12 protein-coding genes are annotated in these 13,432 nt (G+C 61.9%); 10 read left to right on the top strand and 2 right to left on the bottom strand.

Going from position 1 to position 13,432, the window contains the following annotated elements; translation table 11 throughout:
* Positions 1 to 1,156: porin (locus AC1D2G_RS20750; RefSeq protein ID WP_477416320.1), on the top strand; the 1,156-nt coding region annotated here is incomplete at its 5' end.
* A 191-nt stretch (positions 1,157 to 1,347) separates the two neighbouring features.
* Here the strand turns inward: AC1D2G_RS20750 and AC1D2G_RS20755 are convergent.
* On the bottom strand, positions 1,348 to 3,015 hold the full coding sequence (locus AC1D2G_RS20755) for a tetratricopeptide repeat-containing sulfotransferase family protein (protein WP_477416322.1): 1,668 nt from the start codon (positions 3,013 to 3,015) through the stop codon (positions 1,348 to 1,350).
* A gap of 120 nt (positions 3,016 to 3,135) precedes the next feature.
* Between AC1D2G_RS20755 and AC1D2G_RS20760 the strand changes: the two genes are divergently transcribed.
* On the top strand, positions 3,136 to 4,248 hold the full coding sequence (locus AC1D2G_RS20760) for a pyridoxal phosphate-dependent aminotransferase (RefSeq protein WP_477416324.1): 1,113 nt from the start codon (positions 3,136 to 3,138) through the stop codon (positions 4,246 to 4,248).
* 103 nt (positions 4,249 to 4,351) lie between these two features.
* On the opposite strand, the gene AC1D2G_RS20765 is transcribed toward AC1D2G_RS20760, so the two are convergent.
* The gene (locus AC1D2G_RS20765) at positions 4,352 to 5,347 is read right to left on the bottom strand and encodes a bifunctional helix-turn-helix transcriptional regulator/GNAT family N-acetyltransferase (RefSeq protein ID WP_477416326.1); all 996 of its coding nucleotides are present in this window, start codon (positions 5,345 to 5,347) and stop codon (positions 4,352 to 4,354) included.
* 155 nt (positions 5,348 to 5,502) lie between these two features.
* Between AC1D2G_RS20765 and AC1D2G_RS20770 the strand changes: the two genes are divergently transcribed.
* The 8 genes from AC1D2G_RS20770 to AC1D2G_RS20805 all read left to right on the top strand — a co-directional run bounded on the left by AC1D2G_RS20770 (position 5,503) and on the right by AC1D2G_RS20805 (position 13,406).
* Positions 5,503 to 5,787, top strand: a complete 285-nt coding sequence (locus AC1D2G_RS20770) for an acylphosphatase (RefSeq protein WP_477416328.1) — start codon at positions 5,503 to 5,505, stop codon at positions 5,785 to 5,787.
* 74 nt (positions 5,788 to 5,861) lie between these two features.
* Entirely contained in the window at positions 5,862 to 6,521 is a 660-nt protein-coding gene (locus AC1D2G_RS20775; RefSeq protein WP_477416330.1) for a TetR/AcrR family transcriptional regulator, read from the top strand.
* Positions 6,522 to 6,584: 63 nt separating this feature from the next.
* A complete protein-coding gene (locus AC1D2G_RS20780; protein WP_477226228.1) occupies positions 6,585 to 7,748 on the top strand; it encodes an isovaleryl-CoA dehydrogenase in 1,164 nt (387 codons plus the stop codon).
* 157 nt (positions 7,749 to 7,905) lie between these two features.
* Positions 7,906 to 8,733, top strand: coding sequence for a DUF1444 family protein (locus AC1D2G_RS20785; RefSeq protein ID WP_477416332.1), 828 nt, complete (start codon positions 7,906 to 7,908; stop codon positions 8,731 to 8,733).
* A 9-nt stretch (positions 8,734 to 8,742) separates the two neighbouring features.
* Positions 8,743 to 10,350, top strand: coding sequence for a carboxyl transferase domain-containing protein (locus tag AC1D2G_RS20790; protein WP_477416334.1), 1,608 nt, complete (start codon positions 8,743 to 8,745; stop codon positions 10,348 to 10,350).
* A 1-nt stretch (position 10,351) separates the two neighbouring features.
* Positions 10,352 to 10,879: an O-acetyl-ADP-ribose deacetylase gene (locus AC1D2G_RS20795; RefSeq protein ID WP_477416336.1), complete on the top strand. Its 528-nt coding sequence runs from the start codon at positions 10,352 to 10,354 to the stop codon at positions 10,877 to 10,879.
* Positions 10,880 to 11,053: 174 nt separating this feature from the next.
* Positions 11,054 to 11,377 (top strand): hypothetical protein, encoded by a 324-nt coding sequence (locus tag AC1D2G_RS20800; protein ID WP_477226224.1) that lies wholly within the window; start codon positions 11,054 to 11,056, stop codon positions 11,375 to 11,377.
* 46 nt (positions 11,378 to 11,423) lie between these two features.
* Positions 11,424 to 13,406 carry an acetyl/propionyl/methylcrotonyl-CoA carboxylase subunit alpha gene (locus AC1D2G_RS20805; RefSeq protein ID WP_477416338.1) on the top strand — a complete coding sequence of 661 codons (1,983 nt, stop codon included), beginning with the start codon at positions 11,424 to 11,426 and terminating at the stop codon, positions 13,404 to 13,406.
* The last annotated feature ends 26 nt before the right edge of the window (positions 13,407 to 13,432 follow it).

Raw genomic sequence — 13,432 nt, forward strand, 5'->3', positions numbered from 1 at the left:
CCTCGGCTCCGCTGCGGCTCTGCTCGCAGTTTCTGGTGCGCGCGCCGCCGACGCCGTCGTCGTCGCCGAGCCGGAGCCCGCTGAATACGTCAAGATCTGCGACGTCTACGGCGCTGGCTACTTCTACATCCCCGGCACCGAAACCTGCCTGCGCATCGGCGGCTATGTCCGTTACGACATCGGCGGCGGCGACGTCGGCTCGTTCGATGGCGCGCGTGCCGAAAACCAGCTTGGCGATCCCAAGCTGCAGGACACGTGGGCAAAGAACACCCGCTTCACGCTGAAGACCTGGACCGGCCAGGAAACCGAGCTGGGCACGTTGAAGACCTACACCGAAACCCGCATCCAATTCGGCAACTCCAACGGCTATGGCGACGCATACGGCAATGATGCCCACAACAAGGGCATCACGCTGAACTTCGCCTGGATCCAGCTCGGTGGTCTCCGCGTCGGTAAGGACGAATCGGCCTTCAATACGTTCATCGGCTACGCCGGCGAAGTCATCCAGGATACGATCGTCCCCTATGGCGGCTTCGACACCAACGTCGTCCAGTACTATTTCGACGGGGGCAACGGCTTCTCGGCCGTCGTCTCACTCGAAGAAGGCTCCAGTGATGCTGGCGCTGCCACCTTCGACGGGGCCGGCAACTATCTCTTCAACGCGAATTCCGGCAACGACACCATCGACAGCTACGTTCCGGACGTCGTCGGCGGCGTGAAGTACACGCAGGGCTGGGGTGCCATCACCGGCGTGGCATCCTACGACAGCACCTGGGAAGAGTGGACCGGCAAGGTTCGCCTGGACGTGAAAGCGTCTGACGCACTGACGCTGTGGATCATGGGCGGTTATGGTTCGGACGATCACATCGACCGCAACTTCTACAAGCAGTGGGGCGGCAACTGGGCAGTGTGGGGCGGTGGCACCTACAAGTTCAACGAGAAGACCTCGTTCAACGCTCAGGTGTCGGCTGATGACGACAAGAACGTCGGCGTCGCGGCCAACATTGCCTACGACATCGTCCCCGGCTTCACGGTCACCGGCGAAGTCGACTACAACCACGATGGCAAGTTTGGCGATGCCGACAATCGCAACTGGGTCAACGCCGACAAGAAGAACAGCGTCGGCGGTATCCTCCGCTTCCAGCGCTCGTTCTAACAAGGTTTCGGCTTGTCGAAATCGAAAACCCGGCGGGCAACCGCCGGGTTTTTTCAGGACTTTGCGCGACCATTGCATGCGGTGCTGGCAATTCGCGGTCTTAACTTTGGTTCGGCCTCGATAGCGCAGGTCTCAGCCGCATCGCGCGCTTCAGTACCCACAAAGCTCGTTCGCAAGTTTCGGAATTGGGACTATTTGTCCGCCAGGTCGCCCAATGCATCAATCAGCGGCTGAATTTCATTTTCATAATTCTTCCAGCGTTTGACGGACGACCTGTAAATCGGTTGACGGACCTGCCAGCGGCTTGGCGTGTTGACCGAACCATCCCTGTCGAAAAAGCGCAGGCAGGCGTCGTCCCAAGGCAACCCAAGATAATCTATAAGCCGACGAGACTGTGCTTCCTGATCCTCGACCAACGTTTCGTACTGATTCTCGAAGATCAGGCCCGGGAAAACCTCATTCCAATGCCGCATGAGGCGGTCATATTCGCGATAGTACAGGCCGAGTGCCTTCAGGTCGGCGTTGTAACTGTGCCCCTCGCCGAATCTCTGGACAAAACAAGAGACGCAATTGTCGATGGCGTCACGACGGCAATGAATGATGCGCGCGTTGGGAAAGAGAACGGCGATAAGACCGATCAGTTCGAAATTATGAGGCATCTTATCCACGATCCGAAGCGCGGAAGGTGCCCGCTCTCTCAGATAGGTCAGATGCTCTTCGGCCAACGTTCTGGATAGGTCTTTTGTGATCGACGCGATCACCTGGTCTAAACGTCCGGCCGATGACTTTTTGAGGTCGATCGCATTCGCGACTCTTCTGATTTTGCTCAGTTCCCCTGCGCCATGGACATCGGGATGACTGGCGCAAATCTGTTCCGTAAGCGTCGTTCCCGAGCGAGGCATGCCGACCACGAAAACAGGAACGTCCGAAGGACTCCCGTAACCGGACCTGGCAGCCAGCATCTCAGGCGTGAAGGTCTCGATCAGAGAGTCCGTCCAGCGACGGTATTGGTCGATGTCGAAGATGCGGCCTGAGGCCTGCTTGGCTTTCTTGAAATGGTCGAACGCATCCTTATAGCGCTTGAGGTCGTTCAGCACCTTGCCGGCCGCCAGGTGGAGCCTCTCTAAACCGTCCGGATCAAGCTTGGCATTGCCGAGTTCACGAATGATGGATTGGAGTTCCTTTGGCTCTTCGGTGAACTTTTGCGTCTGCACAAGATCGTTGTAGGCAGTCGGCACTGCGATGCCACGTTCGATTGTTTCCTTAAGATAGACGGCGGCCTCGTCCATGCGCCCCAGGCTGCTGAGCGCGCGAGCCAGTCCTGTCCGCACCTTGGGATGATCGCGGTTGGTCTTCAGCGCCTTTTCATAGAGCGGCAGAGCCATCTCGGGCTTATCAAACTGGATATAGGCATCCCCCAATGCGCAAAGTGCTTCGACGAGGTTCGGCTGCAACTCCAAGGCATACTGCATATGTTCGATTGCTGGTGAAAACTCACTGACCTTCACGTAGCCCGAGGCCAGGCCAAGGTGGTAGTAGGGGTTCTTTGGCTCCTCGTTGAGTGCGCGTGCGAAATACCGCAAGGCCGCCTCATCGTCGTAGCCTATGCACACGGTCCCCAAAATATACAGGGCGAGTGGATGGTTGGGCGTACGCGCCAGCACCCGAAGGCACAGGTCCTGAGCCTCGTTAAGCCGCTTGGCCTGTTGAAACTGGTACGCCTGCTCCAGCAGCGCGTCGTCTGCCTGTGTACGCGAAAGCGGATTTGCTTGCGGCAGATTTTGCTGCGGGAACTTGGGTTTCGGCCCGGTTTGGGCCTTCAGGTGCTTGGACCAGGCTGGCGGCAGACGGTTGTTCATTGTGTCTCGCTAGCAAAAAGAGACGAAGGAATCCAGCATTACGGTTGCAGGCCGCGGCAACTTGCACCGACCATGCGGGCAGGCTAGCAAGAAGGCCCTTTTTCCAAGCGAGCTTCCACCATGCGCCCACACCCTCCCCTAACGCCGCTCGTCGCAGCGCTTCCCTCGACGGTGCCTTTTGTTGGCCCCGAGGCACAGGAGCGCGAGCGTGGCCGCGCTTTTCGCGCTCGCATCGGCGCCAATGAGAGCAGTTTTGGTCCTTCGCCGCGCGTCATAGAGCGCATGGCTGGAATTGCCCGCGACATGTGGATGTATTGCGATCCCGACAATCACGACCTGAAGGTGGCGGCTGCCGCGCATCACGGCGTCAAGGTCGAAAACGTCGTGGTCGGCGAAGGCATAGACGGGCTGCTCAGCCTGGTGGCACGCATGTACGTGGCGCCCGGCGATGCCGTGGTCACCTCGCTCGGCGCCTATCCGACCTTCAACTTCCATGTCGCCGGTGTCGGCGGGCAGCTGGTCACCGTCCCCTATGAGAACGACAGGGAAAGCCTGGACGGCCTGCTCGCGGCTGTGCGCAAGGACAAGGCGCCGCTGGTCTACCTGTCCAATCCGGACAATCCGATGGGCAGCTGGTGGGAGGCCGACGAGCTCATCCGCTTCATCGAGGCGCTGCCGGAAACCACCATGCTGGTGCTCGACGAGGCCTATGGCGAACTCGGACCAGCCTCGGCACTGCCGCCGATCGATATCTCGCGGCCGAACATCATCCGTATGCGCACCTTCTCGAAGGCCTATGGGCTCGCCGGCATACGCTGCGGTTATGCGGTGGCCGAGGCCCAGGTGATCCGCGATTTCGAGAAGATCCGCAACCACTACGGCGTCAGCCGCATGGCGCAGATCGCCGGCGTCGAGGCGCTTGCCGATCAGGACTATCTGCGGAACGTGGTGGCGCGCGTTGCGGCCGGCCGCCGACGCATAGCCGGCATAGCCGAACAGAACGGGCTGAAGCCGGTGGCCTCGGCAACCAATTTCGTCACCATCGACTGTGGTGGCGACGGCGCCTTCGCGCTGAAAGTGCTGCAGGGCCTGCTGTCACGCGACGTATTCATCCGCAAGCCGATGGTGCCGGTGCTCGACCGCTGCATCCGCGTCAGCGTCGGACTGGATCACGAACTGGACATTTTCGCCGAGGAACTGCCCGGCGCGCTGGCGGCGGCACGAGGGCATTAGAGCTGTTCCATCCCGATGGAATCGGGATGGAACATTCTTGTTTCAGCGCGATCTTCCGAAAACCGGCACCCACTTTTCGGGATCATGCAAGGCCGGATCGCGCTTACAAATCCAGCTCCCAGGTCTGGCCGGTCAAGTCCTTGCCAAAGCTGTGGTGGCGCTCCTCCGAGACCAGCCTGAAACCGGCGCGCTCATAGATCGCGCGCGCCGCGACGAGGATGTCGTTGGTCCACAGCACCAATCGCTTGTAACCGCACGCGCGGGCCTGGCTCACGCAATCCGCGACCAGGCGCTTGCCGATGCCCAGGCCGCGCGCCGCCGCCTCGACATGCAGCATCCTCAGCTTGGCCACCTCGTCGTCCAGATGAACCAGGAACACCGCGCCAACCGGCTCCCCGCTGCCGCGCTCGGCAATCCAGCAGAAATCGCGACCCGGCACGAAATTGCGGATGAAGTCGGCGCCGATTTCGGCAAGCATGGCTTCGAACTCGATGCTCCAGCCATATTCATCGGCGTAGAGCTGGGCCTGCCGTTGCACGACCCAGCCGACGTCGCCGACGCGGTGCGGCCGCAAGGTCACCGCGCCGTTTTCGCTGGCGGGATCACCCAGCAATTCCCCGGCCTTGCGCAAGGCGCCGCCCAGTTCGTGCAGCCTGTCGTCGGGGATGCTTTCGATCAGCCGCGCCGTGTCCCGATCAGCCGCCGCCTGAAGCCTCGCAAGAGCGGCCTCGCCCCTGGACGTCAGCGAGAGAACCCTTCGGCGCCGGTCGGCCGGATCCGTCCGGGCCTCGGTCAGCCCCTCACCGGCGAACTTGCGCAAGATTCGCGTCAGATAGGCGGGGTCGACACGCAATTGGCTGGCGATTTCGGAGGCCGCCGGGCCGTTCTCCAGCCGAAATGCTCCGGCCAGGAAACCGCGTTCGCCGGCGATCTCAGCCGAAGCCGGGCGGCTGTGGCGGCCGAGTTCGAACAGCACCCGCGCCTCGGTCAGGGTGAACGCGCTCTGGGTCAAGGTCTCGTCGAGAAGGCCGACGGTGCGGGTGTAGAACCGGTTGAAATGGCGGATCTGCGCCACCAATGCGTTGCGTTCGTCCAACATCTGCGTCCAACCCCGATGGCGGCTCCATTTTCCCAAATTAATGGACTGAGTCAACTAAATTTCAAAAACCGAAGCGCCCAACGTCGTGCGCGCAATTCAGGTTGCATTCCCTACGCCATGCGCCAGATTCCACGGAGACAGGCTAGGAGAGATTCATGGCTGGTCATCGCAGGGAAATACGGGCGCGCGTCTACGGCAATGTGCAAGGCGTCGGCTTCAGGATCTGGGTTCGGGGCGAGGCCACGAGCCTTGGCCTTGCGGGCTGGGTTCGCAATGAAGCGGACGGATCAGTAACGACCCAGATTGCAGGCCTCGATGAAGCAGTCTCGACAATGATCGGGCGACTGTGGAAAGGGCCGTCCGAGGCGTCGGTTTCCAGGGTCGACGTCGAGGAGTTGGCAGCCGGAAACGCTTCTGTTGGGTTCAGGATTGTCGCATGACAATGGATTCGGTTAGGGCACCCTTGAATTAATTGAACGTTCGTTTTATTATCGTCCCGCAAAAAGGGGCTGACATGGCGCGCACCACCGGATCCGACGGCGAAAAGACCGAAGCGACCATCCGCGAGGCGGCCGTCAATCTGATCGCGCGGTTTGGCTACGAGGCGATGTCGATGCGCCAGCTCGCCGCTGAAGTCGGCGTGCAGGCAGCGGCGCTCTACCGCTATTTTCCGACCAAGGAAGGGCTTCTGTTCACGCTGATGCGCGAGCATATGGAAGGCCTGACCGATGCATGGGAAGCAGCCCGCCCGACCAGCACGGATCCCGTGCAGCGGCTCGCCGCCTATGTCGAAAACCACATCGCTTTTCACATCGAACGTCGGCATTCCACGCATGTGTCGAACATGGAATTGCGCAGCTTGTCGCCCGAAAGGCTGACGCAGATCCTGCGCCTGCGCACGGCCTACGAAAAGGAGCTGCGCGCCATCCTGCGCGATGGCGCCGAGGCCGGCGTCTTCAACATCGATGACACCGGGCTGACGGCCATGGCGCTGATCCAGATGATGACCGGCGTCATCGTCTGGTTTCGGCCGGGCGAGCGGCTGTTGATCACTGAAGTGACGGCGACATATCTTTCAATGACAATGCGCCTGGTTGGAGCAGGAACCGCCGGCGACACGACCCATGGCAGCGCGCGCGCCCTCGGACGCGCGAGAGACACCGCGGCACTTTGATTTCGCGTATGCTCCTTCGAGGATCGAGAGGGATCTTCGGGGTCATGCGGGCAGGAGGACGGCATGTATACGAACACGCTCAGCTTCGGGCATGACGAGGATATCGAGGCGCTACGCGATATGGTGCGGCGCTTCGCCCAGGACAGGATCGCGCCGGTCGCCGCCGATATCGACCGGTCGAACGAATTCCCGGCGCATCTGTGGGGCGAACTCGGCGCGCTCGGGCTGCTCGGCATCACCGCCGATCCCGATTTCGGCGGCAGCGGCATGGGCTATCTTGCGCATGTTATCGCTGTCGAGGAAATCTCCCGCGCCTCGGCTTCCGTCGGCCTTTCCTACGGCGCCCATTCCAATCTCTGCGTCAACCAGATCAACCGCTGGGCGACGCCGGCGCAGAAGGAGAAATTTCTCCCTGCCCTGTGTTCCGGCGAGCGCGTCGGTGCGCTGGCGATGTCGGAATCCGGCGCCGGCTCGGACGTCGTCTCGCTCAAGCTGCACGCCGAAAAGCGCAATGACCGCTATGTGCTCAACGGCACCAAGATGTGGATCACCAACGGGCCGGATGCCGGGACGCTGGTCGTCTATGCCAAGACCGATCCTGATCGGAAATCGCGCGGCATCACCGCCTTCATCGTCGAGAAAGCGATGGCCGGGTTCTCCGTGGCGCAAAAACTCGACAAGCTCGGCATGCGTGGCTCCAACACCGGCGAGTTGGTGTTCGAGAACGTCGAAGTGCCGTTCGACAATGTGCTGCATGAGGAAGGCCGCGGCGTCGAGGTGCTGATGTCGGGCCTCGACTACGAGCGCACCGTGCTCGCCGGCGGGCCGATCGGCCTGATGGCGGCGTGCCTGGACGTGGCGATCCCCTATGTGCATGAGCGCAAGCAGTTCGGCCAGGCGATCGGCGAATTCCAGCTGGTTCAGGGCAAGCTCGCCGACATGTACACGACGATGAACGCCGCGCGCGCCTACGTCTATGCCGTCGCCGCCGCTTGCGATCGCGGCCAGACGACGCGCAAGGATGCCGCCGGCTGCGTGCTGTTTGCCGCGGAAAAGGCAACGCAGATGGCGCTCGATGCTCTCCAACTGCTGGGCGGCAATGGCTACACCAACGACTATCCGACCGGCCGGTTGTTGCGCGACGCCAAGCTCTACGAAATCGGCGCCGGCACCAGCGAGATCCGCCGCTGGCTGATCGGGCGGGAAATCATGGCGGAGGGGGTGTGATGTCGCCGCGCAAAGACTGGAACCGCGTCCGTGACAATGTGGATTGCTCGCCACGGCAAATAGCTGTCTCTTCAACCACTGCGGCATACGGAGATAGGCGAGGCGAAAGATGGTTCCGCGACCAGTGCATCCCGTGAACAGGCGCAGGCTATTGTCGATGATTCTTTCCACGCTCTTTGCCAGCCTGCCGCGGCGAGCCAAGGCACAGAAGCAGCGCTTTCCCGACATAGCGGAATTCAGAGGCCTTGTGATTGCCGCCATCAGGCGGCAATCGGGTGTAGACAGTGTGGCTGCGGATCCATCTGATCCGGCGAGGATCAATTCGAAGATCGACGATGTCGAAGTAGGGTCGGATGTCACGAACCTGTTTGGCTACTTGAATTCGTACCCCGATGAAGACGCCGACGCCGCCATAGAGCGGTTTGCCCGAGCTTTGGCGGAAGCTCAACTCTCCAAGATCGGAGAGAACAATCTCGTCGCCGTGATCCGAACCCAACAGTATATCGATCAACTCAAAACGATGGGTATGGATCTGCTGTATGAGCCGTTGGTTGGCGAACTTGCGGTCGTATACATGGCCGACCTTCCCGACTCGCTATCACCCGTTGCGCCAAAGGATTTCCGTGCGCGAGCGCTGTCCGATTTGCGCGTCATAGCGCTGAACAACGTCAGAAAATGGCTGCCCAAAATCGTCTCCGACGGCGGGTCCGATATCCTTCATCTGTACTACGTCGACGGCAACACGATGCTTTCAACGAGCCTCGTTCTGCTCGATGAATTCTGGCTTTCGATCAGTACGAAATTCCCCGGCGACGTCTTGTTCGCGGTGCCGCGCCGTGACCAATTGTTCGTCTTCGACGCAAGCAATCCGAAGGCGCAAAACGCGGCCAGACAGATCATAGACGTTACATTCAAGGATGGCTTCAATCTGCTGTCCGACAAGATTTTCGAGCGCCGTAACGGCAAGCTCCTGGCTCAAGCGTAGAGTTTGGCAATGGCGGTATTGCAAACCCAGATCTCCCCGTCCTCCGACACCTTTCGCGCCAATGCCGAGCGCATGCGGGCGCTGGTCGCCGACATTGCGGACAAGGCTGCAAGCGTCGAGCGCGGTGGCTCGGAGGAGGCACGTGAGCGCCACGTCTCGCGTGGCAAGCTGTTGCCGCGCGAGCGCCTTGCGCAGTTGCTGGACATCGGCTCGCCCTTCCTCGAGATTGGCCAGTTCGCCGCATGGTCGATGTATGGCGAGGAGATTTCCGCGGCCGGCATGATCGCCGGCATCGGTCGCGTCGAAGGCACCGAGGTCATGGTCGTCGTCAACGACGCGACGGTGAAGGGCGGCACCTATTATCCGCTGACGGTGAAGAAGCATCTGCGGGCGCAGGAGATCGCGCTGCAGAACAATTTGCCTTGCATATATCTGGTCGACAGCGGCGGCGCCAATCTGCCCAACCAGGACGAGGTGTTTCCCGATCGCGAGCATTTCGGCCGCATCTTCTACAACCAGGCCAACATGTCGGCGGCCGGAATCCCGCAGATCGCCTGCGTCATGGGTTCCTGCACGGCGGGCGGCGCCTATGTGCCGGCGATGTCCGACGAGACGATCATGGTGCGCAACCAGGCGACCATCTTCCTCGGCGGCCCGCCGCTGGTGAAAGCGGCCACCGGTGAAGACGTCAGCGCCGAAGACCTCGGTGGCGCGGACGTGCACACGCGGCTTTCCGGCGTTGCCGACCACTATGCGCTGGATGACGACCATGCGCTTGCCATCTGCCGCCGTATCGTCAAAAACCTGAATCGGAACAAGACTGTACAGCTGCACTTACAGAAATCGATTCCGCCGCTTCACGCAGCCGATGAGCTCTACGGCATCGTGCCGACGGACCTGCGCCAGCCCTATGACGTGCGCGAAGTGATCGCGCGGATCGTCGATGGCTCCGAATTCGACGAGTTCAAGCAGAACTACGGCACTACGCTGATCACCGGCTTTGCCCATCTCCATGGCATGCCGGTCGGCATCATCGCCAACAATGGCGTGCTGTTCTCCGAGAGCGCGCTGAAGGGCGCGCACTTCATCGAATTGTGCTGCCAGCGCAAGATCCCGCTGGTCTTCCTGCAGAACATCACCGGCTTCATGGTCGGTCGGAAATACGAAGCGGGCGGTATCGCCAAGGACGGCGCCAAGCTGGTGATGGCGGTGGCCACCGCCAGGGTGCCGAAGGTGACTGTCATCATCGGTGGTTCGTTCGGCGCCGGCAATTACGGCATGTGCGGCCGCGCCTATTCACCGCGCTTCCTGTGGATGTGGCCGAACGCCCGCATCTCGGTGATGGGCGGCGAGCAGGCAGCGACGGTGCTCGCCATGGTCAAGCGCGAAGGCATCGAGCGCAAGGGAGGCGAATGGGGCGCCGAGGAGGAGGCAAAATTCAAGAAGCCGATCCTGATGAAATACGAGCATGAGGGCCATCCGCTCTACTCGTCCGCCCGCCTTTGGGACGACGGCATCATCGACCCGGCGAAGACGCGCGACGTGCTGGCGCTCAGCCTGTCCGCCGCGCTCAACGCCGAGATTGAAGAGACGCGCTTCGGCGTGTTCAGGATGTGACATGAACGACCGTCCGCGGATCCAGGTTCATGCCGGCGACATCACCAAATTGGTAGTCGACGCCATCGTCAACGCCGCAAACACCTCGCTTCTCGGTGGTGGCGGGGTCGATGGTGCTATCCATCGCGCGGCCGGCCGTGAGCTCGAGTTCGAATGCCGCATGCTGAACGGATGCAAGGTCGGCGAAGCCAAGATCACCAAGGGTTACAAACTTCCCGCGCGGCACATCATCCACACGGTCGGGCCGGTCTGGCAAGGCGGCGGCAAGGGTGAAGCCGAACTACTGGCCTCTTGCTATATCCGCTCGCTCGAACTCGCCACGGCCAATGATTGCCGCACGGTGGCGTTTCCGGCGATCTCGACGGGTGTCTACCGCTACCCGAAAGATGAGGCGACGCAGATCGCCGTCGACACGGTCAGCACGTTCATCGAGAAACGAACAATGCCGGAAACCGTCACTTTCTGCTGCTTCGACGACCAAACGGCTGAACTATACCGGCAGGCCGTTGCTGACCTGCGAAAGGGCTGAACTGCATGGGCCAACCGATTCACCAGCATAGGCAAACTCGAATCTCCGCTGGCGAGCTGGCGGGGAGGCAAAATATTCGCTATCGCTCATCCTGCACAGTGCAATGGGGACAGGGCGGAAATGAAACTGAAATATTGCCGAAAGACGATTGCGTCGATACTTGCAAGTTTGCTTATGTTCGCAACTCATGGCGTCGGCTCGGCGGAATCGCTGGCAGGCAAGATGGGCGACAAGCGGTTTTCTCCGACCTTGTCGCTCGACCCGAAGGAAGCCTGCTACAAATCCTACCTCGCCTATATCGCGGCGAGCGGCCATTCAGCCTACGCCACGACGTTCTATTCACGCGTCGTCGATCTCCACATTTTCTGCAGCGTAAAGCTGAACGCACCTTCGCAGAAGGCCGCCGAGGAGACTGCGTTGCGTATCTGTCGGAGTGGCTTCGTCAGGTGGAAGGTCAAGACCGCAAGCGGCGGCTGCGCGATCGCTGCGTCGAAGTAAGCCGGCGGCCAGACTGGCGCCGCCCGAGGCAGACCCGGGAGGCTCCATGTTCGCCAAGATCCTGATCGCCAATCGCGGCGAGATCGCTTGTCGTGTGATCCGCACGGCGCGCAAGCTGGGCGTGCACACCGTCGCCGTCTATTCGGATGCCGATGCGAAATCCCTGCATGTCGAGTTGGCCGATGAAGCCGTGCGCATCGGCCCCTCGCCCGTCGGCGAAAGCTATCTGCGTGGCGACAAGATTGTCGCCGCGGCCTTGGCGACGGGCGCACAAGCCATCCATCCCGGTTACGGCTTTCTGTCGGAAAACCCCGATTTCGTCGACCAGGTGGTGGCGGCGGGGTTGGTTTTCATCGGTCCGTCGGCGGCCTCGATCCGGTCCATGGGGCTCAAGGATGCCGCCAAGCGGCTGATGGAAAAGGCCGGCGTGCCGGTGGTGCCGGGCTACCATGGCGAGGCGCAGGAGATCGTGCTGCTGGCCTCCAAGGCGCGCGAGATCGGCTATCCCGTGCTGATCAAGGCGCGTGCCGGCGGCGGCGGCAAGGGCATGCGCCGGGTCGAGCATCCCGATGAGTTTTCCGAGGCGCTGTCCAGCGCGCGCCGCGAGGCAAAGGCCGCTTTCGGTGATGACCGCGTGCTGGTCGAGAAATATGTCGACAAGCCGCGCCATATCGAGGTGCAGGTGTTCGGCGACAACTTCGGCAATGCCGTGCATCTCTATGAGCGCGACTGCTCGGCGCAGCGCCGCCACCAGAAGGTGATCGAGGAAGCCCCCGCACCCGGCATGACCCCGGCGCTGCGCAAGGCGATGACGGATGCGGCGGTTAAAGCCGCCAAGGCGATCAATTATTCCGGCGCCGGCACCATCGAGTTCATCGTCGATGCCTCGCAAGGCCTGAAGGCCGACCGCTTCTGGTTCATGGAAATGAACACCCGCCTGCAGGTCGAACACCCGGTCACCGAAATGGTCACCGGCACCGACCTGGTCGAGTGGCAGTTGCGGGTCGCCAGCGGCGAAAAGCTGCCGAAGACGCAGAACGAGATCGCGCTTTCCGGCCATGCCTTCGAGGCGCGCATCTATGCCGAGGATGCGACAAAGGGGTTCCTGCCGGCGACCGGCACCTTGCATCATCTGAAGTTTCCGGACGCGGCCCCTGAAGGCGCCACGATGCGCATCGAGACCGGCGTGCGGGCCGGTGATGCCATCTCGCCCTATTACGACCCGATGATCGCCAAGCTGGTCGTCCACGCAAAGGACAGGCAGGCGGCCCTGGAAGCGCTCGGCGCGGCGCTGTCGCAAACCGAGATCGCCGGCTCGACCGTCAACACCGCCTTTCTTGTCGCTCTGGCCGCCGATCCGGACTTTGCCGCTGGCGATGTCGACACCAGCTTGATCGCCCGGCATCAACCGGCACTGACCGAGGTCGCGCCGCCGAGCGATGAAACCGTTGCGGCAGCCGCGCTTGCGGCTTCGGGTGCCGGCGCATTGCCGGCGTCGAGCGACCCCTGGTCGTCGCTTGCCGGCTACGCGCATTTCCACAGCGTGGCACGCCGCACACGGCTGAAGTTCGGCGAAATCGATATCGCGGCAAGGGTTTCGATGCGGCCGGACGGGCGGTTCCAGGTGGCGCTGGACGAGCCCTACGACAACGCCAACGCGCATGATTTTCGCGCCACGCCACGCCTCGCCCGCTGGCCCGGCCATATCACGGTGTTCGAAGGCGCCGTTGGCTATACCTTTACCGTGCCGGACCCGCTGGCGCGGGCGGATGAGGCGGCGGCAGGCGCCGGCAGCCTGCGCGCGCCGATGCCGGGGCTGGTCAAGCTGGTGCGCGCGGCCAAAGGCGATGCGGTGATCAAGGGTCAGCCGCTGCTGATCCTTGAAGCGATGAAGATGGAGCACACCATCGCCGCGCCGCATGACGGGGTGATCGCCGAGATTGCCACCGAAGGCGCGCAGGTCACCGATGGGACGGTGCTGGTGCGGTTCGTCGAGGACCAGAGCGCCCCGACCGCAGCCGCAAGCTGACAGTCGAAAGCGGACGACTAATTGCA

The sequence above is a fragment of the Mesorhizobium sp. P2_C7 genome, assembly GCF_056404515.1.